The 24,249-nt window shown below is 72.7% G+C and carries 24 protein-coding genes, 1 tRNA gene, 1 other RNA gene and 1 pseudogene; 24 read left to right on the top strand and 3 right to left on the bottom strand.

Going from position 1 to position 24,249, the window contains the following annotated elements; genetic code table 11:
• Nucleotides 1–178 precede the first annotated feature (178 nt).
• Nucleotides 179–263: transfer RNA gene (locus MVA48_RS14080), tRNA-Ser, on the top strand.
• Nucleotides 264–326: 63 nt separating this feature from the next.
• Here MVA48_RS14080 and MVA48_RS14075 read toward each other — a convergent pair.
• Both MVA48_RS14075 and MVA48_RS14070 read right to left on the bottom strand, forming a co-directional pair.
• A pseudogene (locus MVA48_RS14075) lies at nucleotides 327–614 on the bottom strand (EamA family transporter); the annotation flags it as partial.
• Between the two features lie 314 nt (nucleotides 615–928).
• Nucleotides 929–1,189, bottom strand: a complete 261-nt coding sequence (locus tag MVA48_RS14070; protein WP_246981266.1) for a DMT family transporter — start codon at nucleotides 1,187–1,189, stop codon at nucleotides 929–931.
• 190 nt (nucleotides 1,190–1,379) lie between these two features.
• Between MVA48_RS14070 and ffs the strand changes: the two genes are divergently transcribed.
• From ffs to MVA48_RS13995, 15 genes are all read left to right on the top strand, one after another.
• Nucleotides 1,380–1,474: signal recognition particle sRNA small type (gene ffs / locus MVA48_RS14065), an RNA gene on the top strand.
• Between the two features lie 125 nt (nucleotides 1,475–1,599).
• Complete coding sequence (locus MVA48_RS14060; RefSeq protein WP_246981264.1) at nucleotides 1,600–2,445, top strand: IclR family transcriptional regulator; 846 nt, start codon at nucleotides 1,600–1,602, stop codon at nucleotides 2,443–2,445.
• The gene (locus tag MVA48_RS14055; protein WP_246981262.1) at nucleotides 2,442–2,912 is read left to right on the top strand and encodes a pyridoxamine 5'-phosphate oxidase family protein; all 471 of its coding nucleotides are present in this window, start codon (nucleotides 2,442–2,444) and stop codon (nucleotides 2,910–2,912) included. The genes MVA48_RS14060 and MVA48_RS14055 overlap by 4 nt, the downstream gene beginning before the upstream one ends.
• 91 nt (nucleotides 2,913–3,003) lie before the next feature.
• Nucleotides 3,004–4,161, top strand: a complete 1,158-nt coding sequence (locus MVA48_RS14050) for a M20 family metallopeptidase (RefSeq protein ID WP_246981259.1) — start codon at nucleotides 3,004–3,006, stop codon at nucleotides 4,159–4,161.
• On the top strand, nucleotides 4,158–5,204 hold the full coding sequence (locus MVA48_RS14045; protein WP_246981258.1) for an ABC transporter permease: 1,047 nt from the start codon (nucleotides 4,158–4,160) through the stop codon (nucleotides 5,202–5,204). The genes MVA48_RS14050 and MVA48_RS14045 overlap by 4 nt, the downstream gene beginning before the upstream one ends.
• Nucleotides 5,201–6,403, top strand: coding sequence for an ABC transporter substrate-binding protein (locus MVA48_RS14040; RefSeq protein ID WP_246981257.1), 1,203 nt, complete (start codon nucleotides 5,201–5,203; stop codon nucleotides 6,401–6,403). Before MVA48_RS14045 ends, MVA48_RS14040 begins: the two co-directional genes overlap by 4 nt.
• Before the next feature lie 4 nt (nucleotides 6,404–6,407).
• Nucleotides 6,408–6,713, top strand: a complete 306-nt coding sequence (locus MVA48_RS23530) for an ATP-binding cassette domain-containing protein (protein ID WP_256461077.1) — start codon at nucleotides 6,408–6,410, stop codon at nucleotides 6,711–6,713.
• On the top strand, nucleotides 6,680–7,936 hold the full coding sequence (locus MVA48_RS23525; protein ID WP_256461076.1) for a sugar ABC transporter ATP-binding protein: 1,257 nt from the start codon (nucleotides 6,680–6,682) through the stop codon (nucleotides 7,934–7,936). The genes MVA48_RS23530 and MVA48_RS23525 overlap by 34 nt, the downstream gene beginning before the upstream one ends.
• Nucleotides 7,933–8,904 (top strand): ABC transporter permease, encoded by a 972-nt coding sequence (locus tag MVA48_RS14025; RefSeq protein ID WP_246981255.1) that lies wholly within the window; start codon nucleotides 7,933–7,935, stop codon nucleotides 8,902–8,904. The genes MVA48_RS23525 and MVA48_RS14025 overlap by 4 nt, the downstream gene beginning before the upstream one ends.
• A gap of 10 nt (nucleotides 8,905–8,914) precedes the next feature.
• On the top strand, nucleotides 8,915–9,817 hold the full coding sequence (locus MVA48_RS14020) for an amidohydrolase family protein (RefSeq protein ID WP_246981253.1): 903 nt from the start codon (nucleotides 8,915–8,917) through the stop codon (nucleotides 9,815–9,817).
• A 46-nt stretch (nucleotides 9,818–9,863) separates the two neighbouring features.
• Nucleotides 9,864–10,184 (top strand): hypothetical protein, encoded by a 321-nt coding sequence (locus MVA48_RS14015; protein WP_246981252.1) that lies wholly within the window; start codon nucleotides 9,864–9,866, stop codon nucleotides 10,182–10,184.
• Complete coding sequence (locus MVA48_RS14010) at nucleotides 10,181–11,008, top strand: pyridoxal phosphate-dependent aminotransferase (protein ID WP_246981251.1); 828 nt, start codon at nucleotides 10,181–10,183, stop codon at nucleotides 11,006–11,008. Before MVA48_RS14015 ends, MVA48_RS14010 begins: the two co-directional genes overlap by 4 nt.
• Nucleotides 11,005–11,664: a bifunctional 4-hydroxy-2-oxoglutarate aldolase/2-dehydro-3-deoxy-phosphogluconate aldolase gene (locus MVA48_RS14005; RefSeq protein ID WP_246981250.1), complete on the top strand. Its 660-nt coding sequence runs from the start codon at nucleotides 11,005–11,007 to the stop codon at nucleotides 11,662–11,664. Before MVA48_RS14010 ends, MVA48_RS14005 begins: the two co-directional genes overlap by 4 nt.
• On the top strand, nucleotides 11,661–12,617 hold the full coding sequence (locus tag MVA48_RS14000) for a sugar kinase (protein ID WP_246981249.1): 957 nt from the start codon (nucleotides 11,661–11,663) through the stop codon (nucleotides 12,615–12,617). The genes MVA48_RS14005 and MVA48_RS14000 overlap by 4 nt, the downstream gene beginning before the upstream one ends.
• Before the next feature lie 89 nt (nucleotides 12,618–12,706).
• Nucleotides 12,707–14,875 carry a DNA polymerase III subunit gamma and tau gene (locus tag MVA48_RS13995; protein WP_246981248.1) on the top strand — a complete coding sequence of 723 codons (2,169 nt, stop codon included), beginning with the start codon at nucleotides 12,707–12,709 and terminating at the stop codon, nucleotides 14,873–14,875.
• Between the two features lie 47 nt (nucleotides 14,876–14,922).
• On the opposite strand, the gene MVA48_RS13990 is transcribed toward MVA48_RS13995, so the two are convergent.
• Nucleotides 14,923–16,908 carry a toll/interleukin-1 receptor domain-containing protein gene (locus MVA48_RS13990; RefSeq protein WP_246981247.1) on the bottom strand — a complete coding sequence of 662 codons (1,986 nt, stop codon included), beginning with the start codon at nucleotides 16,906–16,908 and terminating at the stop codon, nucleotides 14,923–14,925.
• Between the two features lie 112 nt (nucleotides 16,909–17,020).
• On the opposite strand from MVA48_RS13990, the gene MVA48_RS13985 reads away from it, so the two are divergent.
• The 8 genes from MVA48_RS13985 (at nucleotide 17,021) to MVA48_RS13950 (ending at nucleotide 24,233) form a co-directional block, all read left to right on the top strand.
• Nucleotides 17,021–17,362 (top strand): YbaB/EbfC family nucleoid-associated protein, encoded by a 342-nt coding sequence (locus MVA48_RS13985; RefSeq protein ID WP_246981246.1) that lies wholly within the window; start codon nucleotides 17,021–17,023, stop codon nucleotides 17,360–17,362.
• Nucleotides 17,363–17,393: 31 nt separating this feature from the next.
• On the top strand, nucleotides 17,394–17,993 hold the full coding sequence (recR, locus tag MVA48_RS13980; RefSeq protein ID WP_246981244.1) for a recombination mediator RecR: 600 nt from the start codon (nucleotides 17,394–17,396) through the stop codon (nucleotides 17,991–17,993).
• Nucleotides 17,994–18,259: 266 nt separating this feature from the next.
• Nucleotides 18,260–19,918, top strand: coding sequence for an ABC transporter substrate-binding protein (locus MVA48_RS13975; RefSeq protein ID WP_246981242.1), 1,659 nt, complete (start codon nucleotides 18,260–18,262; stop codon nucleotides 19,916–19,918).
• Between the two features lie 118 nt (nucleotides 19,919–20,036).
• Complete coding sequence (locus MVA48_RS13970) at nucleotides 20,037–21,041, top strand: ABC transporter permease (protein ID WP_246981241.1); 1,005 nt, start codon at nucleotides 20,037–20,039, stop codon at nucleotides 21,039–21,041.
• Between the two features lie 31 nt (nucleotides 21,042–21,072).
• On the top strand, nucleotides 21,073–22,014 hold the full coding sequence (locus MVA48_RS13965) for an ABC transporter permease (protein ID WP_246981239.1): 942 nt from the start codon (nucleotides 21,073–21,075) through the stop codon (nucleotides 22,012–22,014).
• Nucleotides 22,015–22,021: 7 nt separating this feature from the next.
• Nucleotides 22,022–22,264 (top strand): ATP-binding cassette domain-containing protein, encoded by a 243-nt coding sequence (locus MVA48_RS23520; protein ID WP_256461075.1) that lies wholly within the window; start codon nucleotides 22,022–22,024, stop codon nucleotides 22,262–22,264.
• The gene (locus MVA48_RS13955; protein WP_256461074.1) at nucleotides 22,261–23,094 is read left to right on the top strand and encodes an ABC transporter ATP-binding protein; all 834 of its coding nucleotides are present in this window, start codon (nucleotides 22,261–22,263) and stop codon (nucleotides 23,092–23,094) included. Before MVA48_RS23520 ends, MVA48_RS13955 begins: the two co-directional genes overlap by 4 nt.
• Nucleotides 23,091–24,233: an ABC transporter ATP-binding protein gene (locus MVA48_RS13950; protein ID WP_246981238.1), complete on the top strand. Its 1,143-nt coding sequence runs from the start codon at nucleotides 23,091–23,093 to the stop codon at nucleotides 24,231–24,233. Before MVA48_RS13955 ends, MVA48_RS13950 begins: the two co-directional genes overlap by 4 nt.
• The last annotated feature ends 16 nt before the right edge of the window (nucleotides 24,234–24,249 follow it).

Raw genomic sequence — 24,249 nt, 5'->3', positions numbered from 1 at the left:
ACTTCCGGCCGCACCTCGCTCGGTCCGCTCATGGCCTGCCTCCTCTCCGCCTGGTCCACGGCGTGCGCACGGGACCCTTCCCTTCCGGTCGAGGTGTCAACCGCACGGGGTGCAGGATGCCGCACGGCGGCCACCGCGACGACCCGGACGGGTCGCCCGGTAGCATCGCCGGTGCACTGGAGGATTCGCCTAGTGGCCTATGGCGCTCGCTTGGAAAGCGGGTTGGGGGCAACCCCTCGGGAGTTCGAATCTCCCATCCTCCGCAGGTAGAGCCCGGCGACGGCGGCCAGCACGAGCAGCCCGCCGGCCAGCGCGCCCGGTGAGAGCCGCTCGCCCAGCACGATCGTCGCCCACGCGGTCGCACCGAGCGGCTCGAGCAGCGTCACGATCGCGGCGACCGAGCCCGGAACCGTCTTGAGGCCGGCGAAGAACATCGCGTAGGCCAGGGCGCTCGGCACGACGCCCAGGTAGATCAGCACGCCGAGCGCGACGGGCTCCGTGGTGAGGCGCAGGCCGGCGACCAGGGCGACGGGGGTGAGCAGCAGCGCCCCGCCGGCGAATCCGGCCAGCGTGACCGGGACGCCCGCCGGCACACCGCCGCCGGCCAGCGTCACGACGGCGTAGCCGAGCGCCGAGCCGACCGCGATGAGGGCGCCCAGGACCACCGTCGTCCCGGTGTCGGCGCCGGCGGAGATGCCGACCAGCAGGACCAGGCCGACCAGCGCGACGACGAGCGCGACGACGGTCGCCCCGTCCGGGCGGCCGTGCCCGAGCAGCGCCGCGCCGACGGCGATCAGCAGTGGTGCCAGCCCGAGGGCCACCAGGGTCGCGATGCTCACCCCCGCCGTCGCCACGGCGGCGAAGTAGGCCAGCTGGTAGGCGGCGAGTCCGGCGGCGACCAGCACAAGACGGACGGCCGTGCCGCGGGTCAGCGGAGTGGCCGGACCGGTGCGTCGGCGCCGCCCAGCAGGTAGCCGGCCAGCAGGACGACCGAGCCGATGGCCATGCGGTGCCAGGCGATGTCGAGCGGTCCGAGGTCGGTGCGCTCGGCGACGATCGCGCCGCTCAGGCCGGAGGTGCCCCAGCACAGCGCGGCCAGGACGACGAGGAGGAAGCCGCGGCGGGACGCGGTGGAGGAGAGGACGCCGTGCGCTGCCGGCGCGTCCTCGGAGGTGGCTCGGGTGGACATGACGCTCCTGTGGACCGGACCTTGACTCGGCCCCGTCCGGAGGCTCGCCCCCGGTCGCGAGGGGTGAGGGGGACGGGGTCCTTTCTCAGGAGCGGGGCGGGGGCAGGACCAGGGCATGCCGGGGCGTCATGGCCGGGGAGCGTAGCGGGCACCGTCGTGGGGGCGCTGCCGCATTCCTCTACAGTGGACGCCAGACCCCTCGTGTGGCGTCATCCTGTGAACCTCCCCAGGGCCGGAAGGCAGCAAGGATAAGCGGGCTCTGGCGGGTGCGCGGGGGTCCCTTCTTTGCTCACCGCCGTCGATCCGGAGCGTCCGCAGAGCGCGGTCCGGGCGAGCACGTCTGCGGAAATCGCAAATCTTTCCTGGCGCAGGGGCTTGCGCCGAGTGCGGTGATCCACACAATGGACGCCATGTCCATTCCCGATCTGGACGCCGCGTCCACTTCCGCGGGGTCTGCGAAGGCCCTCGTCAAGGGCCTGGCCCTCGTCGACCTGGTCGCGGACAGCGGACGCCCGCTCCGGCTGGTCGACCTCGTGGAGGCCAGCGGGGTCCCTCGGCCGACCGCCCTGCGGCTGCTCGAGGTGCTGTGCCGGGCGGAGGTCCTCCGGGTGGACGCCGACGGCCGGTACGGGCTGGGGCCCAGGGTCGCCGCCTGGGGTCAGTCGTTCCTCGACCGGCTCGACCTGCGCTCCCAGGCCGTGGACCTGATGGAGGAGCTCGTCGACATCAGTGGCGAGACCTGCTTCCTGGGTGTCGTCGACAACCAGCAGGTGCTCTACCTGGCGGCGGTCAACAGCCCTCAGCCGGTGCGCCCGTCGGCCCGGCCCGGCTTCCGGAACCCGCTGCACTGCACCGGAATCGGCAAGGTGCTGCTCTCCGGCATGGCCGACGCGGACGTTCGCGGCCTGCTCGTCCCGCCGCTGGAGCGGCGCACCGAGAACACGATCACCGACCCCGACGCCGTCCTCGCCCACCTCGCACGGGTGCGGGAACGCGGCTACGCGATCGACGAGATCGAGAACGAGGAGGGCGTGCGCTGCGTGGCCGCGCCCGTCCGTGACCACACCGGTGCGGTGATCGCCGGACTGTCGGTGTCCGCGCCCGCGTACCGGTTCTCCACCGACGACCTCCACCGGCTGGCTCCGGACGTCCTCCGGGTCACCGCCGAGCTGTCGCGTCGACTCGGCGGCCTCCCGCCGACGGCGTCCGGAACCGACCGGCCCAGCCCCACCACCAGCGAGAGGAGCACGCGATGAGCGAGGACGAGAGCTGGCGCGGAAAGGTAGGAAAGCTGGAGGAGGACGCCATGTCCGCCTTCCTGGCCGAACCCCGGATCGCGCGTCTGGCGTGCCTGGACGACCAGGGCTGGCCCTACGTCGTGCCCTGCTGGCAGGAGTGGGACGGCGAGGCGTTCTGGGTCGTCCCGCGCGAGAAGGCGGCATGGGGCCGCTACCTCGAGGGCGACGACCGCTGCGCCATCACCGTCGACGAGGACGGCACGCAGCGCAAGGTCGTCGCGCAGTGCCGGGCCGAACTCGTGGAGCGACCCAACGTCGGCGGTCAGTGGGTGCCCGTGGCCGAACGCATGTCGACCCGGTATCTGGGGGAGAACGGACCGAAGTACCTCGCGCCCACCATGGACAAGCCCCGCTGGCTCTACCGCCTCGTGCCGGTCTCGATGCAGACGTGGCAGGGGCAGGACTGGGCCCGGCGGTACAAGTGAGCGGGGCGGTCGTGGACGTCGTGGACGTCGTCGACGTCGCGCAGCGGCTCGTGCGCACGCCGAGTCCCAACCCCCGGGGGACGAGCGCGCGGTGGCGGCGGTCGTCCGGGACGCCCTGACAGAGCTCGGACTGCCGGCTGCCGAGACGATCGCGCTCGACCCCGCGCGCCCCAATCTGCTGGTCACGCTGGACTTCGGACCGGGCGGCCGGCACCTCGTGCTCTCCGGCCACCTCGACACCAAGCCGATCGGCGACGCCACGTGGACGGTCGACCCGCTGGGGGCCGACATCGAGGGCGACCGCCTCTACGGTCTCGGCTCGGCGGACATGAAGGCCGCCATCGCGGCGATGCTGGTCGCCGCCGCCCGGCTGACCCGGAGCCCGCTGTCCCGTGGCCGGCTGAGTCTGCTGTTCACCGCCGACGAGGAGGACGGCGCCACGTTCGGCGCCCACCACGTCGCCTCGACCCGTCCGCTCGACGCGGACGCCGTCGTCATCGGCGAGCCGGGGGGCATCGACACGGACTTCGACCGCATCCACCTGGTCAGCCGCGGCATCGCCCGACTGCGACTGCTCGCGCGTGGCCGCCAGGGGCACTCCAGCCTCTCCGCGACCCCGGGCACGCGGAACGCCGGCGTCGACGTGGCGCGGCTGGTGACCGCCGTCGCGGACGAGCTGACCCTCGAGGTCCCCCCGAACGTCGACGGGCTCGAGGGCTGGGCGGCCACGGTCAACGCCGGCATGACCTACCGCGGCGGAGTGGGGTATGGCGTCCTGCCCGGGCGCATCGCCGCGGACACCGAGGTCCGGCTGCTTCCCGGCATGGACCGCACCGCCCTGACCGAGGCGTTCACCCAGCTGACCCAGCGGGTGGCCGCGCGTACCGGCGCCGATCTCGCGGTCGAGTACGACGTGGCGCCCAACGACTGGCTGCCCGCCGCCGCCGTCCCGGCCGACCATCCGGTCGCCGCGGCCGCGACGGCCGCATGCCGGCGAGTACTCGGCACCGAACCCCCGCTGGCGGTCTTCCCGGGCACGACGGACGCCACCTGGTTCGACGCCGGACAGGGGCTGCCGACGCTGCCCGCCCTCGGACCGGGCCTGCTGCGCCGCGCGCACGGGGCCGACGAGTGGGTCTCCGTGACGGCCGTCCGCAGGTCGGTCGGCCTGTACGAGGCGCTGGCCGCCGAGTTCTGCGGCGCCGCCGCGGTGCCCGCCGGCACCCGGGCGACCGGGAGCAACGCATGAGCTCCGGGGCGCCGGCCGAGCCGGCCGTCGAGGCCGCCGGCGTGGAGGAGGCAGCACCGGGAACCCGCTCCGGCCTCCTGCGTCGGGCACTGGGGCTGCTGGCCCCGCTCGCCGGCCTCCTGCTGGTGCTGCTCCTGGCCGCCGTGACCACCCCGGGGTTCTTCAGCGGCGACGTCCTCCGGCTGGTGCTCTTCCAGGCCGGCCTCATCGGGGTGACGGCGGTGGGGCAGACCCTCGTGCTCCTGGTGGCCGGGATCGACCTGTCGATCGGGGCCGTGGTCGGACTGACCACCGTCATCGTCGCGAGCCACACCCTGGGCGACGACGCCCGGCTCGGCACCGGGATCCTGCTCGCCCTGGCCGCCGGTCTCGCGGTCGGCGTCGTCAACGGGCTGCTGGTCGTGCGGCGGCAGGTGCCTGCGTTCGTCGCCACCTTCGCCACGTTCGTGCTGGTCCAGGGCGTCATCACGGCGTGGACCCGTGGCGCGCCGTCGGGCAACATCCCCGACGCCCTGTCGCCGTTGGGCACCGGGCGGTTCCTCGGGGTGCCGACCCCGGCGTGGGTCTTCCTCGGCGTCGCACTGCTGGCCGGGGTCGTCCTCGGCCGGACGGGGCTCGGCCGGCGCATCTACGCGACCGGCTCCAACGCCCGCGCGACCGCCCTGTCCGGCGTCCGGACCGGTTGGGTGGTCGCCGGCTGCTACGTGGCCTCGGCACTGCTGGCCGTGCTGGCGGGGCTCATCAGCGCCGGCTACATCGGTTACGTCGACGCCCGCCTCTCGCGCAGCCTCGATCTGAACTCCGTCGCCGCCGCGGTCATCGGCGGCATCGCCCTGACCGGCGGACGTGGCCGGATCGGCCAGACCGTTGCGGGCGTCGCGCTCCTGGCCGTCCTGCTCACCTGGCTCCGCCAGCTGGGCGCGGGGCCGGGCGCACAACTGGCGGTGAGCGGCGCAGTGATCCTGCTCGCCGTCTGGCTGCAGAGCAGCGGGTGGACCGTCCGGTCCCCTCGTCGGAACAAGAGAACAGATGGAGTGCGATGAAGACCAACATCCGCACCTCGACGCGGTCCCGGCGGCTCCACCTGCCGTTGGCGATCGGTGTCACGGCCGCGCTCGTGGCGGCCTGCGGGACGGAGCAGGAGGGCGGCACGACCGCCGGGGGCGGCAGCGGCGGGGAGGACTGCGCGAACGCCGAGGAAGCCCAGGCCACGTACGAGGAGGCATGGACCGAAGCGGCCGAGCAGCTCGGCCTGGAGGACCTCGAGCCCACCGAGGAACAGGTCTGCGAGGTCGACACCTCCGAGTGGGCGGCCGAGCCGAAGAGCGGCGACACGTACCGGATCGCCTTCGCGGCGCAGGGTCCCACCAACTCCTGGGCCCTCACGAACGAGGAGGCCTTCAAGTACCGCGCCGAGGAGCTCGGCGTGGAGGTCCTGTACGCGGCCGCCAACGGCGACGCGACCGTGCAGGTCGACAACATTCAGCAGCTGGCCTCCCAGGACCCCGACGCGATGGTCGTCGTCCCCATGGGCGAGGGCATCACCGGGCAGGTCCAGGCGGCCGCGGCCCAGGGCATCCCCGTCGTCCTCTGCGCCGGGCGCCTCGGCGACGGCAGCGGCGCGGTCTCGACGGTCACCCGCCAGTACGAGCTGCTCGGCACCATGTACGCCGAGTGGCTGGTGCAGCAGCTCGGCGGCCAGGGGCAGGTGGCGGTCCTCAGCGGGCTCGCCGGCGTGCCGACCGCGGAGTTCCAGAAGGCGGCGGCGATGGAGGTGTTCGCGAAGTACCCGGACATCGAGGTCGTCACCGAGCAGTACACGGAGTGGTCGCCGACGGTGGCCAAGACCGTCGCGGCGAACCTGGTCACCCAGTACCCGGACCTCGCCGGCATCTGGTCGGACTCCGGGTACGGCGACCTGGGTGTGGTGCAGGCCTACCAGGAGGCCGGCCGGCCGGTCCCCCCGATGACCGGTGACGCGATCAACGCCTTCCTCAAGGCGGTCCAGGGAACGGACGTGAAGTTCGCGCTCTCGTCGTTCCCACCGGAGCAGAGCATGGACTGCCTGGACACGGCCATGTCGATCCTCGAGGGGGAGCCGGTCCTGGACAAGGTCTACATCAACTCGCCGAGCTTCACGCACGAGGACATCGACGAGTACGTCCGCCCCGAGTGCAGCGACAACCTCTTCGTGCCGGCCCTGCTGCCGGACGAGGAGCTCGCTCGACTGGACCTGTGCTGAACCGATGACCGACGCCATGGCGCCGTCGACGACGGCGGTTCTGCAGGCCCGGGGGCTCAGCAAGTCGTTCCCCGGGGTGCGGGCGCTCGACCGGGCCGACCTGACGTGTCGGCCCGGTCGGGTCCATGCCCTCGTCGGCGAGAACGGGGCGGGCAAGTCCACGCTCGTGCGGATCCTCACCGGCAACCAGCTCCCCGACGAAGGAGAGCTCCTGCTCGACGGGAAGCCGGTGCGGTTCGACTCCCCCGGGAGGCCCTGGCGGCCGGCATCACGGCGGTGTACCAGGAGCTCACCGTCCTGCCGGCCATGAGCGTCGCGGACAACGTGATGCTCGGCCAGGAGCGGACGGCGCGCGGCATGCTGGATCGAGCCGCGCAGGACCGCGAGGTCCGCGAGGTGCTGGCCCGGGTCGGGCTCGCCGACGTCGATCCGCGCCGGCCGGCCGAGGAGCTCTCGCTGGCCAACCAGCAGCTGATCGAGATCGCCCGGGCGCTGGTCCGCCGCAGCCGGGTGATCGTCCTCGACGAGCCCTCCGCCGTCCTGTCCGGCGACAAGCTCGAGGCGCTGTTCTCGGTCGTCCGCGGCATGGCCGCCGACGGCGTGGCGGTGATCTACATCAGTCACCTGCTGGAGGAGGTCACCGACCTCGCCGACGACGTCACGGTGCTGCGCGACGGCCGTGTGGTGTCCACCGGCCCGGCCGCCGAGTACGACATCCCCCGCATCATCCGCGACATGGTGGGCCGCGACGTCGACACCGTCTTCCCGCCGCTGCCCGAGCCCCGGGAGGAGGTGGCGCTCCGGGTCCGCGGCCTCGTCCCCCGCAGTTCCACCCGGCCGCCCGCCCCGCTGGACCTGGACCTGCGGGCCGGCGAGATCGTGGGCGTCGCGGGGCTCGTCGGCTCCGGGCGCAGCCGACTGCTGCGGACACTCGCCGGTGAGCATCCCCGCGTGGCCGGTGCCGTGGAGGTCGGGGGCCGCCCGGTGCCGTCGTCGGTGCGCCGGGCGATCGCCGCGGGCGTCGTCCTCGTGCCGGAGGAACGCAAGACCGAGGGACTGGTCCTGCCGCTGCCCGTGCGCGCCAACACGACGCTCGCCGCGCTCGGCCAGGTGCTGCGCGGCGGCTTCCTGTCCGGCGCGCGGGAGCGCGCCGTGTTCCGCGAGGAGCAGCAGCGGCTGGGCATCAAGGCATCGGACCCCGACCAGGGGACGTGGCAGCTGTCCGGAGGGAACCAGCAGAAGATCGTGCTGGCCAAGTGGCTGCGCCGCGGGCCGAAGGTGCTCCTGCTGGACGAGCCGACCCGCGGCGTCGACGTGGGTGCCAAGACCGAGATCTACCGGCTGATCACCAGCCTGGCCGCCGAGGGCATGGCCGTGCTCATGGTGTCCAGCGACCTGCCCGAGGTGCTGGGGATGTCCCACCGGGTCCTGGTCTGCCGGGGCGGTGGGGTCGTCGGCGAGCTGACCGGCGAGGACATCAACGAGGAGAACGTCATGCACGTCGTCCTGGACACCGCCGGGGCGCCCCGGTGACCACCGCCGTCGTCGCGGTCCCCCGATCGCGCTTCACCCTCGCGAGCCTCGCCCGCAACGGCGCCGCGGTGTGGATCGTCGTCGGCATCGCGGTCCTGGGGCTGACCATCGCCGACGGGTCGCGGTTCTGGGCGCCGGCCAACATCGCCAACGTCCTGACCGCGACCGTCGTCCTCGGGCTGGCCGCCCTGGGCCAGCACCTCGTGGTGCTCAGCGGTGGCATCGACCTCTCGGTGGGATCGACCGCCACCCTGTCGGCGCTGCTCACGGCCATCCTGATCAACGGCTATCCCATCCGGACCTTCCCCGTGGTCGTCGGCATGCTGCTGCTGGGCGCCCTCATCGGCGTCCTCCACGGGGTGCTCGTGGCCCGGGTGGGCCTGCCCCCGTTCATCGTCACGCTCGCCACGCTCTACCTCATCCAGGGCGCGGCCTTCATGGTGAGCACGACGCCGGACGGGCGGGTCACCAGCGCGCTGTCGTCCGTGGCGCTCGAACGGATCGGCCCGGTGCCGTACTCCTTCGCGATCCTGCTCGTCGCGCTGGCCACCGTCGCCTGGATCCTGCACCGCACCGCGTTCGGCCGGCACCTGCACGCCGTCGGCGGGGACCCGGCAGCGGCCCGGTCCAACGGGATCCCGGTGGCACGTGTCCTGGTCAAGGCCTACGTCCTCGCGGGGATGCTCGCGGCACTCGCCGGCATCCTGCTGGCCGCGCGGGCCACGGTCGGGTCGCCCACCGCGGGCCAGGGTCTGGAGCTGTCGGCGATCACGGTGGTGGTGCTGGGCGGGACGTCGTTGCTCGGCGGCCGGGGAAGCCTCTTCGGCACCGTCGGCGGCGTGCTGCTCCTGTCGCTGATCGGCAGTTCCGTCACGCTCCTGCAGCTCCCCGCGACGCTCACCGAGCTGATCCGCGGCATCGTGATCCTGGCCGCCGCGGCGATCTTCGTCGCCAAGATCCGACGATGAGGATCAGCCGGTGAACGCCGACCGCGCCGGCACCGGCGTGGTGGACGCCCACGCGCACGTCTTCCGCCCCGCGGCGGTGTCCCGCCGGGGTGTCGACGAGCTGGCGCCCGCGGAGCGGGACGCCCCGGTCGAGGGCCTGCTGGCGCACATGGCGGGTGCCGGGGTCGACGCCGCCGTCCTGGTGCCGTTGGACGGAGCCGACGACTACGTCGCCGAGGTCCTGGCCGACCATCCCGGCCGGTTCGCCGCGGTGGCGGTCGGGACGCCGGCGGAGCACGGCACCGCCGGCGGGGACCCGGTGGCCGCGTTCCGGGCGCGGCGGGAGCGGTGGCCGTTCGCGGCGCTGCGGACCAGCTGGCTGGGGGAGCCGGGGCGACCGGTCGCCGAGTCGCCGTTCCTCCCCGTCCTGCGGGTGCTCGCCGACGAGCGGCTGCCGCTGTGGAGCTATCTGCCGCCACCGCAGCTGTCCCTGCTGGAGGAGCTGGTCCGGCTGCTGCCGGAGCTGCCGGTGGTGCTCAACCACCTGGGGTTCTGCCCGCACGACATGTGGGTCGACGAGCACCGGCGCCCCCGGTTCGACGACCCCTTCCCGGAGTCGCTGGTCACGCGGCTGGAGCGGCTCGCCGACGCGCCGGGTGTGCACGTGCTCGTCTCGGGGCAGTACGCCCTGTCAGCGGAGGAGCCCCCGTACCGCGACCTGTTCCCCGTGACCCGCCGGCTCGCGCGGGCCTACGGCCCCGACCGCCTGCTCTGGGGGTCGGACCACCCGTGGCCCAGCGAGACCCCCGGCTACCGGCACCTGCCGGGTCTGGTGCCGGCGGCACTGCCCGATCTCGACGCACCCGCCCTCGCCCGCGTCATGGGTGGGACCGCCCGGGAGCTGTTCCCGGACCTGGCCGTTGCGGACCGCTGACCTGCACCTCGCTGACCTGCACCACGAACAAGGAGATCGACACGACATGCCCATCCTGGCGGCCGGCGCCGAGACGATGCCCCGCTCCGGTATCCGGCAGGTCATGGACCTCGCCTGGAGCCTCCCCGACCCGGTCATCGGCCTGCACGTCGGCGAACCGAGCTTCCCCTCCCCGGCACACGTGATCGAGGCGGCCCGGGCCTCGTACGCGGCCGGGGACACCCACTACGTGCCCAACGCGGGGGCCGGGGAGTTGCGCCGCGCGGTCGCCGAGAAGGTGAGCAGCTTCAACGGCTTCCCCGTCACCGAGCGGAACGTGGTGGTGTCGGCGGCGGCGCCCAGGCACTGCACAACGCCTTCTCCTTGACGCTCAGCGCCGGCGACGAGGTGCTCATCCCGGACCCGGGCTGGCCCAACTACGCCATGGCGGTGCAGCTGCTGCAGGCCGTTCCGGTCCGCTACCCGCTGCGGCCCGAGCGGCAGTTCCGCCCCGACCCGGCAGAACTGGCCGGACTGGTGACCGAGCGCACCCGGCTGATCGTCGTGAACACCCCGTCCAACCCGCTCGGGACGGTGCTGCCCGCCGCCGACGTGGAGGCGCTGGTGCGCTTCGCGGAGGAGCACGACATCTGGCTGCTCTCCGACGAGTGCTACGACGCGCTGACCTTCGAGAGCCCGCACGTGAGCCCGGGTCGCTTCGACCGCGACGGGCGCGTGCTGTCGGCCTTCAGCTTCTCGAAGACCTACGCGATGACCGGCCTGCGCGTCGGGTACCTGGTGACACCCGAGGACGTCGCCCAGCACGCGGCCAAGCTGCAGGAGCCGCTGCTGGCCTGCGTGAACGCGCCGGCGCAGGCCGCGGCGCTGGCGGCGCTGCGGGGACCCCAGGACGACGTGGTCGCCATGCGGGAGGCCTACCGCGAGCGCCGGGACCGCGCCGTCGCCCAGCTCGACGCCCAGGGCATGGGCTATCTGCGCCCGGAGGGCGCCTTCTACCTGTGGGTCGACGTGCGCGACCGGAGCGCCGGCGACGTCGCGGGCTGGGCGATGGACCTGCTGCGCAAGCACCACGTGGCGGTGGCCCCGGGGACGACCTTCGGGCCGCTCGGGGAGGGCTGGGTACGGCTGTCCCTGGCGACCGACACCGAGGACCTGCTGGAGGGCATCCGGCGGATGGGGGAGGCCCGATGAGCGCCCAGCGGCTGCAGCCGGGCCGGGCCGTACGGGAGACCGCCCTGGTGGCGATCCTGCGCGGCCGCTCGGGGGCGCACCTCGACGTGGTCTGCGACACGCTCCTGGACGCCGGCGTCCGGTGCCTCGAGATCACCCTGAACACACCGCGGGCACTGGACGTGGTGCACCGGCTCGCGGCCGAGGCCCGGCCCGGTGTGGAGGTCGGCGTGGGCACGGTACGCCGTCCCGAGGAGGTGGACGCGGCAGCCGATGCGGGTGCCTCCTTCGTGGTCGCCCCCACCACCTCGGCCGCTGTGGGGGAGCGGACCGCCGCCCGGGGGCTGGGCTGGTACCCCGGTGCCCTGAGCCCGACGGAGATCGCGACCGCCTGGGAGCTCGGCGCCACCGCCGTGAAGGTCTTCCCCGCCGGATCGGCCGGCGGTCCCCGGTACCTGAAGGAGGTGCGGGCGCCGCTGGACGACGTCCTGCTGATCCCGACCGGTGGGGTCGGCGTGGACGACGTGCCGGGCTACCTCCAGGCCGGTGCCGTGGCCGTCGGCATGGGCGGTCCGTTGATCGGTGCGGCCCTCGACGGGGACGACGACCTCGCTGCGCTCGCCGGGCGCGCACGGGCCGCGCTCGACGCGGTGGCGCGTGGCAGGAGCGGCTCGTGAGCGCTCCGGCGGTCGGCGGGGTGGTCACGCTGGGCGAGACGATGGCCCTGTTGTGGCCGCCGGAGGTCGGCCCGTTGCGGCACGCTCCGGCGTTGCGCCTCGGCGTGGCCGGGGCCGAGTCCAACGTGGCCGTCGGCGTCGTCCGGCTCGGCGTGCCCGCCGCGTGGGTCGGCCGCGTGGGCGACGACGAGTTCGGCCGGATGGTGACGATGACCCTGCGGGGACAGGGCGTCCACACCACCGCGGTGGTGGACGCCGAGGCCCGCACCGGGCTCATGGTCAAGGAGCGCCGCACCGCGCGGGTCACCCGCGTCCTCTACTACCGGGCCGGCAGCGCCGGTTCCCGGCTGAGCCCGGCCGACCTCGACCCCGCGGTGATCGGCGCCGCCGGCGTCCTGCACGTCACCGGCATCACCCCGGCCCTGAGTCCGGACGCCCGGGCCGCGGTCTTCGCCGCCGTTGAGGAGGCCGTGGGACGTGGCGTGCCGGTCTCCGTGGACCTCAACTACCGGAGCGCGCTGTGGTCGCCCGCGGACGCGGGTCCCGTCCTGCGCGATCTCGTACGACGGGCGGACGTCGTGATGGCCACCGAGGACGAGGCGCGACTCGTCGTCGACGGGGCGGATGCCCGGACGCTCATCGGTGCCCTCGGGGCGCTCGGCGCGGCCGACGTCCTGCTCAAGCAGGGGGCGGAAGGGTCCGTGTCCGCCGTCGACGGTGCCCTGTACCGCGTTCCGGCGCGCCCCGTGGCCGTCGTCGACTCCGTGGGGGCAGGCGACGCCTTCGGCGCCGGCTACCTCAGCGGCCTCTGCCGGGGGCTGCCCGCCGACGAGCGGCTGGCCCTGGCGACGTCCGCCGGTGCCTTCGCGGTGACGGTCCCCGGCGACTGGGAGGGCCTGCCGACGCTGGCGGACCTGGCACTCCTGGACGAGGGGGACACGGTCCTGCGCTGAGGTGCCCGCGGCTCGCTCCGTGAGGCGCGTCATCTCCGGCATCGACGAACGCCCGCCGGGGCGTCAGCGGGGGCAGCTAACCTCGCGGCGTGGCTCTGGCTCTGTACCGGAAGTACCGCCCGGCGACCTTCGCCGAGGTGGTCGGGCAGGAGCACGTCACCGCTCCGTTGATGAACGCCGTCGACGCCGGGCGGATCAACCACGCGTACCTGTTCAGCGGCCCACGGGGCTGCGGCAAGACGTCGTCGGCACGGATCCTCGCCCGCTCGCTCAACTGCGAGCAGGGGCCGACGTCCACGCCGTGCGGGGTGTGCGGCTCGTGCATCGCGCTGGCTCCCGACGGTCCCGGCTCCCTCGACGTCATGGAGATCGACGCCGCGAGCCACGGCGGCGTCGACGACGCGCGTGACCTGCGCGAACGCGCCTTCTTCGCCCCGGTGAACAGCCGTTACAAGGTCTACATCGTCGACGAGGCGCACATGGTGACCACGCAGGGCTTCAACGCCCTGCTCAAGGTCGTCGAGGAGCCCCCGGAGTTCCTCGTCTTCGTCTTCGCCACCACCGAGCCGGACAAGGTCCTGCCGACCATCCGCTCGCGCACCCACCACTACCCCTTCCGGCTGGTCCCGCCGACGACGCTGCGCGGACTGCTGGAGACGACCTGCGCCGCCGAGGGCGTGGCCGTCGAGCCGACCGTCTTCCCGCTGGTCGTCCGGGCCGGCGGCGGCTCGGTGCGCGACTCGCTGTCGATCCTCGACCAGTTGCTCGCCGGTGCCGGGACCGAGGGCGTCACCTACAAGAGCGCTGTGGGGCTGCTCGGCGTCACCGACGACGCGCTGCTCGACGAGACGATCGACGCACTGGCCGCCCACGACGCCCCCGCTGTCTTCCGCGCCGTCGACCGTGTGGTCGAGGCCGGGCACGATCCACGGCGGTTCGCGACCGACCTGCTCGACCGGCTGCGGGACCTCATCGTGCTCGACGCCGTCCCCGACGCCGGCGGCAACGGGCTGCTCGACTGCCCGCCCGACCGGCTGGACCTGATGAACCAGCAGGCCAAGGCGCTCGGTTCGTCGACGCTCTCGCGCATGGCCGACACCGTGCACGAGGGCCTGACCGAGATGCGCGGCACGACGGCCCCCCGGCTGCTGCTCGAACTCGTCTGCGCCCGGATGCTGCTGCCCGAGACCGACGGCACCGCGGCGGCCACCCTCCAGCGGCTGGAGCGCCTCGAGCGGCGGTTGTCGATCGCGGGTGAGCACGCCGGCCGGGCGGGCGGGGGAGCCATGGCGGAGCCGCCGCTGCGCGAGGCGCCGCCGGCGACGGCTCCCGCCCCCGCAGCGGCGGTGCGTGCGCCGGAGCCGACCGCGCCGCGCAAGGAGTACGTCCGGCCGTCGCAGCGACCCGCCACCCCCGAGCCCACCCCCGCAGCGGCGGCTGCCGCACCGCCGACCGCCACGCCCACCGACGAGTGGCCGGAGACGGTGAAGCCAGGGTCGGGCGCCGGGCGCTCGGGGGGCCGTCCGCAGCCGGAGGCGCGACCCAGCTCCCGGCCGACGGCGGCCGAGCCCGACATCCCGCTGCCCCCCGAGCCGACCGACGACGAGGACTGGCCGCACCCCGCCAGCCCGGCGGCCGGCCGGGCCGCGGCCGAGCGCATCGAGGTCGCCGGGGCCGGCGGCGGTGCCGCGTCGGCCGGCGCTCCGCCACGCGCGGCGGCGGAGTCCTCGCCCGCGCCGCGGGGCGGTGAGCCCACCCCGGTCGTCTCCGCGAACCCCGAGCCGGGCGCGGGGGACGGCGAGCTGACCACCACCGACGTCCGTCGCGTGTGGCCCGAGCTGCTCGGCGTCGTGAAGCGCCACAAGCGCACGACCGAGGCGCTGCTCAAGAACGCCCAGGTGCACCAGCTGTCGAACGGGGTGCTCACGCTCGCGACGTCGTCGCCGGCACTGGCCCGCCGGCTCGGCGACGACCTGAACAAGGACGTCATCCGTGAGGCGCTCAACGAGCTGCTCGGCGTGCGCTGGCGGGTGGAGGCCGTCGTCGAGGGCGCCGCCGCGGCCACCGGTCCCGCCGTCCCGCCGGAGCAGGCGCGGGAGGCCGCCCGGGCGGCCGAGGCGGCCGAGGCACGGGAACTGATGGCCGAGCGTGCCGCCGACACGTCCGGCGACCGCGAACCGGAGCCGGTCGTCGACCCCGAGCAGGCGGCGCTGTCGCTGCTGCGCGCCCAGCTGGGTGCCCGCCCCGTCGACGGCTAGAGACCCGCCCGGCCCGTCCTACGGGCAACGCGGGGAGGGAGGTGCTGCTAGGTGCTCGGCGCCACCCATGCCTTGATGGCATCGAGCATCTCGACGACGCGCTTCGCCGACACCTGGCTCGCGCGGGTCGTGAACCAGATCGTTCCGCTCTCCGGGTTCACCACCTCACTCCCGCGTGCCTTGTACGGGGTCGTCGGCAACGCCGCGTAGGGCACCCTCGTGCGCTGGTCGCCGGCGAACCAGGAGTGTCGCTGGGCGGCGAACGAATCCGTGAACACGATGCAGTTCTTGGCGCTGCCGAACCAGGTGCAGTCAACGACAGCGAGGACGAGGTCGTCCGTCTCCAGCCCACACGCGGCCCGAGCGTTGGTCAGGATGGTGGCCGGGATGCTCGGCGCGTGGTGCAGGTCGGGCGATGTGAACCTCGCAAGAGCGGCGAGCAGCCCGGGCGGAGCCTCCCTCCGCGAGGGCCCACCGACCTCCGCCCGCAGGGACGAGATCCCGCGCCGCAACCAGGGAAATGTGCCGGCGTCCAGGAGCTCGGCTTTCCCGAGCTCCGCGTCGGCCTGTCGCGAATCCCCGGAACGGTGATGCAGGAGTGCCAGAGCGAAATGTCCGAGGCTCACCATCGCCCGCCCAGCCGGTGCTCCGAGTTCCAGTCCGACGGCGATCAACTGATGGGCCGCGGCCGCAGCCTGGCCGCTCGTGTCGCGCTCGGCGTCCTCGACGTTCAAGAGCATGGCGACGCGGACGACCGCCTGGAGAACGCGGATCATCGGCGAGCGAGGGAATATGCGTACCAGGGCCTCGACCTGCTCCAGCCCTTTCTCGAACTGTCCCGTCGTCACTGCGTGATTGATGCGGCCAGTTGCGACGAACACGGAGCCAGGTGACAGCGCGGTCGCTCGCGAGAGCAGCCGGTCGGCCGCCGTCGAATCTTGACGCTCGGTGAAGAAGGACGCCTTCACCGCCAGCGCTTCGGCGTTGTCCGGTTCGATGGCCAGGGCCCGATCGATGAGCACCTCTCCGCCATCCACTTCGCGATCCCGGTACACCTCCGCCTGGACGATCAGCGCGTCGACGTGGTCGGGATGCTGCGCGAGCACCTCCGCGACCAGCGCCAGAGCTTCGTCGTAGTAGGACAGGCTGCTCAGCTGGCGCGCCTTCAAGACCTTGGCTTCCGAGCTCTGGGGGTCGGCGCTCAGCACCTCGGTGCAGATCGTCAGGCACTCCGTGACCTCGCACAGCTGGTCGAGTGCTCGCGCCTTCATCATGAGCATCGCCGGTTGCCTGGCCGCGACGGCGTCCAGCTTGCGCCAGGCCTCGAGGGTCTCGTGCGCCCGCTCCACCTTCAGTGCGAGGTCGTCCAGGTGCAGGTCGGAGAGGATCGAGACGGGACTGCCCACCACGTCCACCGCCGGCACGGAGTGCGTCGGGTGCGCCGGGTGCATCGGGCGCACCGGGTCCGGCGGCCTCGCGCGTTCGGCCGCTGCCGGGAGCCCGAGGGCGGTGCGCAGCGCGTGGAGGAAATCCTCGCCGGGCATCACGCCAGATCTGACGTCCAGATGCTGGACGTCGATCAGCAACGGGTAGCCCTCGCCCTCGAGCAACAGCGGGAAGATCGGCTTGCCCGCACGGCGTGCCAGGAGCACCTCCTTCGTCACCCAGTCGGAGGAATCCAGCGCAGGTGTCATGACGACGACCATGGCGGAGCACGCATCGACGTGTCGGACGATGGTCGACCACCACTGCGCGCTGTACCCGATCTCGCTGTCGTAGAAGACGCTGATCTCGGCCTGCTTCAGGAATTGGGCGAGGCGGTTCACGTATTCTTTGTCCCTGCGGCTGTACGAGATGAAGACGTGAGTCATCGCCCTTGCCCCCTCGGGCTCAATCCAGCCGAAGCCTAGAAGCTGGTGGGAAGGTCGGGAAGGCGCTCCGGCTCCGCGAGCCCGAACGCATTCGACCGACTCGGCGGGGCCGTTCGCCGGCAACTCCCGGGTCGAATGCGCGTCCGAGGTGGTGCACGACAACTGGGGGTGGCTGCTCGCCCCCTGCGGCAGGGCTGGCAGCCGCCGCGGATGCGTGGGGCGATGCGAGCTCGTCGTGCCGCTGCCCGTCGTATCCGCGGCTTACTCTCGTGGCATGTTCCCCGGAGGTCAGCCCGACATGGCCCAGCTGCTCCAGCAGGCGCAGCAGATGCAGCAGCAGTTGGTCGCCGCCCAGGAGGAGCTGGCCCGCACCGAGGTCACCGGCTCGGCCGGCGGCGGCCTGGTCACCGCGACGATGACGGGCAGCGGCGAGCTCAGCGCGCTGACCATCTCGCCCGACGCCGTCGACCCGTCCGACGTCGAGACCCTGCAGGACCTCGTCGTCGCCGCCGTCCGCGACGCCAAGCGCGCGGCCGACGAGCTCGCCGCCAGCACCATGGGCCCGCTGGCCGGCGGCCTCGGCGGTGGGGGCGGCCTCGGGCTGCCCGGCCTCTGACCGCCGCACGCCACGAGAACCGAGGAACACCGTGTACGAGGGCGCCGTCCAGGACCTCATCGACGAGCTCGGCCGGCTGCCGGGCGTCGGGCCCAAGAGCGCCCAGCGGATCGCCTTCCACCTGCTCGCCGCCGAATCCGCGGACGTCGGCCGGCTCGCCGCGGCGCTCAAGCGGGTCCAGGAGGAGGTCCGCTTCTGCGTCACCTGCTACAACGTCGCGGAGTCCGAGCAGTGCCGCATCTGCCGTGACCCGCGCCGGAGCGACGACGTCCTGTGCGTGGTCGAGGAGCCCAAGGACGTCGTGGCCATCGAGCGCACCCGCGAGTTCCGCGGCCGCTACCACGTGCTGGGTGGGGCGATCAGCCCGATCGACGGGGTCGGCCCCGACGACCTCCGGGTCAAGGAGCTCATGACCCGGCTGATGAGCGGTGCCGTGACCGAGCTGATCATCGCCACCGACCCGAACCTCGAGGGCGAGGCGACGGCGGCCTACCTCGCCCGGCTGGTGTCGCCCATGGGGTTGGCGGTGTCGCGTCTGGCCAGCGGGCTTCCGGTCGGGGGCGACCTGGAGTACGCCGACGAGGTCACGCTGGGTCGCGCGTTCGAGGGACGGCGCCGCATCGACGCCTGATTGGCCCGCCTGCAGGGGCCCGCCGCGCGCTTGCGAGGGGTGGGGAGCAGGAGGGTCCTTTATCACGGCTTGGGAACGATGCTGATCACGCCCTCACCAGGGCGGACGACGCCGTCCTAGGGTCCCCGGTGCGTCTGTGGAGTTTTCCGTCCACGGCAGTCCCGTCCGGAGTCCATCCGGTCCGTGAGGGCCGAGAAGGCAGGTTTTCCGCGATGACCCGTCGTCGTCCCCGAGCGCTGGCCGCGTCCGCGGCAGCGCTCGTAGCAGTGACCTTGTCCGCCTGCGCCTCCAGTGACCGGGATTCCGGTGACGAGGGGGACGGCGGCAACGACGCCGCCGCCCAGTCCGGCGGCACGCTCGTCTTCGGCGCGGCCGGTGACCCGGCCATGTTCGACCCCGCGTTCGCCAGCGACGGCGAGACGTTCCGCATCGCCCGCCAGATCCACGAGGGCCTGCTCACCAACGAACTGGGCGGCACCGAGCCGGTGCCCGCGCTGGCGGAGGAGTACGAGGTCAGCGACGACGGCCTCGAGTACACCTTCATGCTGCGCGAGGGCGTGAAGTTCCACGACGGCACCGACTTCAACGCCGACGCCGTCTGCTTCAACTTCGACCGCTGGCACAACTTCACCGGTCTGGCGCAGAGCCCGAGCGCCTCGTACTACTACCAGGCGGTCTTCGGCGGCTTCGCCGACAGCGACAACCCCGGTATCTACGAGAGCTGCGAGGCCGAGGACGAGAACACCGCGGTCATCCGCATCAACCAGGTGACCTCGAAGTTCCCGGCCGCGCTGTCGCTGCCCGCGTTCTCCATCCAGAGCCCCGCGGCGCTGGAGGAGTACGACGCGGACAACCTGTCCGGCAGCGAGGACGCCATCACCTACACCGAGTACGCCCTCGAGCACCCGACCGGCACCGGCCCGTTCAAGTTCGACAGCTGGGACCGGGGCAACGGCGAGGTCACCATCGTCCGCAACGAGGACTACTGGGGCGAGGGCGCGCTGCTCGACAGGATCATCTTCCGCACCATCCCCGACGGGAACACCCGCCGGCAGGAGCTGCAGGCGGGCACGATCGACGGCTACGACTTCGTCTCACCGGCCGACTACGAGTCCCTCGAGGGCCAGGGCGCGCAGGTGCTCGTCCGCGACCCGTTCAACATCCTGTACCTGGGCTTCAACGGCGGGAACGTCGCCGGCGTCAACGCCAACCCGGCGCTGCAGGACGAGCGGGTGCGGCAGGCGATCGCGCACGCGATCAACCGCGAGGAGATCGTGACCTCGCTGCTGCCCGAGGGTGCCGAGGTGGCCACGCAGTTCATGCCGCCGACCGTCGACGGCTGGGCGGACGACGTCACCACCTACGAGTACGACCCCGACCGGGCGCGCGAGCTGCTGGCCGAGGCCGGTCAGGAGAACCTCACCCTGCGGTTCTACTACCCGACCGACGTCAGCCGCCCGTACCTGCCGGACCCGGCCGCGATGTTCCAGGTCATCAGCGAGGACCTGGAGGAGGTCGGCATCACCATCGAGCCGACCGCTCTCCAGTGGAACCCGGACTACCTGCAGGCGGTGCAGTCGGGTCAGGCCGACATCCACCTGCTCGGCTGGACCGGCGACTACAACGACGCCTACAACTTCATCGGCACGTTCTTCGCCGAGGACCAGAACAACCAGGCGTCCGCCGAGTTCGGTGCGTTCAGCGCACCGGAGATCTTCGAGGCGCTGGCCGAGGCCGACGCCGAGCCGGACCCGGCGAACCGGACGGACCTCTACCAGGAGGCCAACCGGCTGATCATGGACTACCTGCCGGGTGTCCCGATCTCGCACTCCCCGCCGGCTCTCGTGGTGGCGGAGAACGTCCAGGGCCTGGAGCCCAGCCCGCTGACCGCCGAGGACTTCGCGACGGTCTACCTGGAGGACTGAGCACGCTGCTCGACGTTCGCGCCGGCGGTGGCAGGATCGCCACCGCCGGCGCGAACGGCCCCACCGTCGGTTCGACCGCGGGATTTCCACCGCCCTCCGGAAAGGCTGACCCGAGCGCGTGCTCCGCTTCATCGTCCAGCGGTTGCTCCAGCTGATCCCGATCCTGCTGGGGCTGTCGGTCCTCCTGTTCGCCTGGTTGCGGGCCCTGCCCGGCGGCCCCGCCCAGGCAGCCCTGGGCGAACGAGCCACACCCGAGGCGATCGCGCAGTACAACGAACTCTTCGGTCTCGACGAGCCGCTCTACGTGCAGTACCTGCGGTTCCTGGGGCGGGCGGTCAGGCTGGACTTCGGCAACTCGACGCAGTACGGACGGTCGGTCACCGACGTCTTCCTGGAGCGCTTCCCCGGCACCATCGAGCTGACCGTGATGGCGATGATCTTCGCGATCGGCATCGGCATCCCCCTGGGCTACTTCGCCGCCCGGCGCTACGGCAGCTTCCTGGACTCCGCCTCCGTCGTGGGGTCGCTGGTCGGCGTGGCCATCCCGGTGTTCTTCCTCGCCTACCTCCTCCGGGTCCTGTTCGCCGTCGAGCTGGGCTGGCTGCCGGGCTCCGGCCGGCAGGACGTGCGCATCGACGCCACGCGCGTCACCAACTTCTACGTGCTCGACGGGCTGCTCACGCGGGAGTGGGACGCCGCCTGGGACGCCGTCCTGCACCTGATCCTCCCGGCCATCGCGCTGGGCACCATCCCGCTGGCGATCATCGTCCGGATCACTCGCGCGGCGGTTCTCGACGTGGTCAACGAGGACTACGTGCGGACGGCGAACGCCAAGGGCCTGGCGACGTCGACGGTCCGGCGGCGCCACATCCTCAGGAACGCGCTGCTGCCGGTCATCACGACGATCGGGCTGTACACCGGCCTCCTGCTCTCCGGCGCGGTGCTGACCGAGACGGTGTTCGCCTTCGGTGGCGTCGGGCTGGCGCTGCGCGACGCGATCACCTACCGGGACTTCGCCATCCTCCAGGGCTTCATCCTCATGCTGGCCGTCATCTACGTGCTGGTGAACCTGCTGGTCGACATCTCGTACGGCCTGCTCGACCCGAGGGTGCGCGTCCGATGACGCTCGCGGAAGCGGACGGGGGGCAGCGCCGATGACCGCGCTGGGCGACACCAAGCGACGGCGGATCGACGAACTCGCTGCCCGAGCGGGTCAGGTCCCCGAGGGGGAGGGCGGGGTCTCCCTCACCAGGAGCGCGTTCCGGCGGCTGCGCCGCGACCCGGTGGCGATCATCGGCGCGGTCATCGTCCTGGTGTTCCTGGTCGTCGCCGCGTTCGCGCCGCTGCTGGCGCCCAGGGACCCGCTGGTGCAGTACCTGCTGTCCGACATCCGGCCCGGCGTGATCCCCGGCAGCCGCGAGGGCTTCCCGCTGGGCGTCGACAACCTCGGCCGCGACCTGCTGTCGCGGTTGATCTACGGCTCCCGGCAGTCGCTGCTCATCGGTGTCGTCTCCACCGTGCTCGGCGTCGCCGTCGGCATGGCGCTCGGCGTCCTGGCCGGGGCGTTCGGCGGCTGGGTGGACACCGTGGTCATGCGCTTCGTCGACATCCTGCTGTCGATCCCCGCCCTGCTGATGGCGATCACGGTCTCGGTCCTGCTGGGCCAGAACCAGTACTCGTTGATGATCGCCATCGCCGTCACCCAGGTGCCGATCTTCGCCCGGCTGCTGCGCGGATCGATGCTCACCCAGCGCAACAGCGACTACGCCGTGGCCGCGCGCGCCCTCGGCGTCAAGCGGGCCCGCATCGTGTTCAGCCACGTGCTGCCCAACTCGCTGTCCCCGGTCATCGTGCAGGCGACCCTGTCCCTAGCGACGGCGATCATCGAGGCGGCGGCGCTGTCGTTCCTCGGCCTCGGCGACCCCAACATCGCCCGGCCGGAATGGGGCGCCATGCTGGCCAGCGCGCAGCGCTTCCTCTCCATCCGACCGGAGCTCGCCATCTATCCAGCGTTGTGCATCATCATCGTCGCCCTCGGCTTCACCCTCCTCGGCGAGCGGTTGCGCGAGGCCCTCGACCCGAAGTTCCGGCGGTGAGCGCGACGTGACCAGCTGGATCCAGACCATGCCGCCCACTCCCGAGCGCGACACCGCGCCCGTCCTGGAGGTCGACGACCTCGCCGTCCTCTTCCAGCGCAAGGGCGAGCAGGCCACCCGAGCCGTGGACGGCGTGAGCTTCGCCGTCGCCCCCGGCGAGACGATCGGCCTCGTCGGTGAGTCAGGCTGCGGGAAGTCGGTGACCTCGCTGGCCGTCATGGGTCTGCTGCCCGCGCGCGGGTGCAGGTGACCGGCTCGGTCCAGCTGGACGGCCGGGAGCTGCTCGGCCTCGCCGACGGCGAACTGCGCCGGCTACGCGGTGCCGACATGGCCATGGTGTTCCAGGACCCGCTGTCCTCCCTCAACCCGACCGTGCAGATCGGCACGCAGGTGACCGAGGTGCTGCGCGAGCACCGGAAGATGGAGCGGAAGGAGGCGGTCGAGGAGGCCGCCCACCTGCTCGACCGGGTCGGCATCCCCGACCCGCGGCGCCGGCTGGACGAGTACCCGCACCAGCTCTCGGGCGGCATGCGCCAGCGCGCGCTGATCGCGATGTCACTGGCGTGTGCCCCGCGCCTGCTGATCGCCGACGAGCCCACCACTGCCCTCGATGTCACGATCCAGGCGCAGATCCTCGAGCTGCTGCGCGAACTCGTCGTGGAGTCCGGGACGGCGCTGGTGATGATCACCCACGATCTCGGCGTGGTCGCGGGCCTCTGCGACCGGGTGCACGTTATGTACGCCGGGAAGATCATCGAGACGGCCGACCGGCACGACCTGTTCGCCCGCCCCCGCCAGCCCTACACCGGTGGGCTCCTGGCGTCCGTGCCACGGCTCGACACCGGCCGGGGGGCACCGCTGCAGCCGATCCGCGGCTCGGCCCGCGACACCATCCCCTGGGAGCAGGGCTGCGCCTTCGCCCCCCGGTGCGACAACGCGCAGGACGACTGCCTCACCGAGGTCTCCGGCAGCATCGTGCCGCTGGAGTACGACGGGCCCGGCCGGGAACTGCGGTGCCGGCACCCCATCGAGTACCCGTCGGCACCCGCCGGTGCCACCGCGTCGGGGGAGGGCCGATGACCGCCGTCCCCACGCCGACCGACGACCTGCTGCGGGTGGAGGGGCTGAAGGTCCACTTCCCCATCAAGCGCGGCATCGTGTTCGACCGCACGGTCGGGCACGTGCGGGCGGTGGACGGCGTCGACCTCGCCGTCCCGCGCGGTTCCACGTACGGGCTGGTGGGCGAATCGGGCTGCGGGAAGTCCACCCTGGGCCGGGCGATCCTGCGGCTGGTGGAGCCGACCGACGGCAAGGTGCTCTTCGACGGCACGGACGTCGCCGCGCTCAAGGGGGAGCCGCTGCGGCGCATGCGGCAGCGCATGCAGATGGTCTTCCAGGACCCGCTCGGCAGCCTCGATCCACGCCAGAACGTGGAGTCGCTGCTGTCCGAGCCGCTGCGCGCCCACGGCCTCGGCGGCGGGTCGAAGGGCGTCGCCGAGAAGATCCGCAGGCTGCTCGACTCCGTCGGGCTCCCCTCAGCGGCGCTGCGGCGCTATCCGCACGAGTTCTCCGGCGGCCAGCGGCAGCGGATCGGCATCGCGCGTGCGCTGACCCTCGAGCCGGACCTGCTGATCGCCGACGAGCCCGTGTCCGCGCTCGACGTCTCGGTGCAGGCGCAGGTGCTCAACCTGCTCGAGGAGCTGCAGCAGCGGCTCGGCCTGACCTACCTGGTGATCGCGCACGACCTGGCGGTGGTGCGGCACATCAGCGACGTCGTCGGCGTCATGTACCTCGGCTCGCTGGTCGAGCAGGCGCCGGCCGACGCCCTCTACGAGCAACCGCTGCATCCGTACACGCGCGCGCTGATGAGCGCCGTCCCCGTGCCGGACCCGGTGGTCGAGGAGCGCCGCGAGCGGATCCTGCTGGCCGGCGACCTGCCCTCGCCGGCCAACCCGCCCAGCGGCTGCCGGTTCCACACCCGCTGCCCGTGGCGGCAGGAGACCCGGTGCGACGACGAGGTGCCGGTGCTGCGCGAGCTGGCGCCGGGCCGGCTGGTCAGCTGCCACTGGGCCGAGCAGATCCGGGACGGCGTCCTGCGGCCGAAGTCGGCCGAGCAGGTGGCGGCGACCATGGGGGTGGACGTGCGGGCGACCGGAGCCGAGAACCCGGAGAGCGACGCGCTCGTGCAGGGCGTGGACCAGCCGATCGAACGCACCTGAGTGGAGTGGGAGGGCG

Origin of the sequence: Blastococcus sp. PRF04-17 (assembly GCF_023016265.1) — a bacterium.
Taxonomy (GTDB): domain Bacteria; phylum Actinomycetota; class Actinomycetes; order Mycobacteriales; family Geodermatophilaceae; genus Blastococcus_B.
The sequence above is the reverse complement of the archived record's forward strand: the minus strand, read 5'-3'. Positions and strand labels throughout refer to the sequence as shown.

Excerpts from the sequence above, each read along its gene's own strand:
- MVA48_RS14070 (WP_246981266.1), bottom strand. The coding sequence starts at position 1,189 with ATGTCCACCCGAGCCACCTCCGAGGACGCGCCGGCAGCGCACGGCGTC.
- MVA48_RS14060 (WP_246981264.1), top strand. The coding sequence starts at position 1,600 with ATGTCCATTCCCGATCTGGACGCCGCGTCCACTTCCGCGGGGTCTGCG.
- MVA48_RS14055 (WP_246981262.1), top strand. The coding sequence starts at position 2,442 with ATGAGCGAGGACGAGAGCTGGCGCGGAAAGGTAGGAAAGCTGGAGGAG.
- MVA48_RS14045 (WP_246981258.1), top strand. The coding sequence starts at position 4,158 with ATGAGCTCCGGGGCGCCGGCCGAGCCGGCCGTCGAGGCCGCCGGCGTG.
- MVA48_RS14040 (WP_246981257.1), top strand. The coding sequence starts at position 5,201 with ATGAAGACCAACATCCGCACCTCGACGCGGTCCCGGCGGCTCCACCTG.
- MVA48_RS23530 (WP_256461077.1), top strand. The coding sequence starts at position 6,408 with ATGACCGACGCCATGGCGCCGTCGACGACGGCGGTTCTGCAGGCCCGG.
- MVA48_RS14015 (WP_246981252.1), top strand. The coding sequence starts at position 9,864 with ATGCCCATCCTGGCGGCCGGCGCCGAGACGATGCCCCGCTCCGGTATC.
- MVA48_RS14005 (WP_246981250.1), top strand. The coding sequence starts at position 11,005 with ATGAGCGCCCAGCGGCTGCAGCCGGGCCGGGCCGTACGGGAGACCGCC.
- MVA48_RS13985 (WP_246981246.1), top strand. The coding sequence starts at position 17,021 with ATGTTCCCCGGAGGTCAGCCCGACATGGCCCAGCTGCTCCAGCAGGCG.
- MVA48_RS13965 (WP_246981239.1), top strand. The coding sequence starts at position 21,073 with ATGACCGCGCTGGGCGACACCAAGCGACGGCGGATCGACGAACTCGCT.
- MVA48_RS13950 (WP_246981238.1), top strand. The coding sequence starts at position 23,091 with ATGACCGCCGTCCCCACGCCGACCGACGACCTGCTGCGGGTGGAGGGG.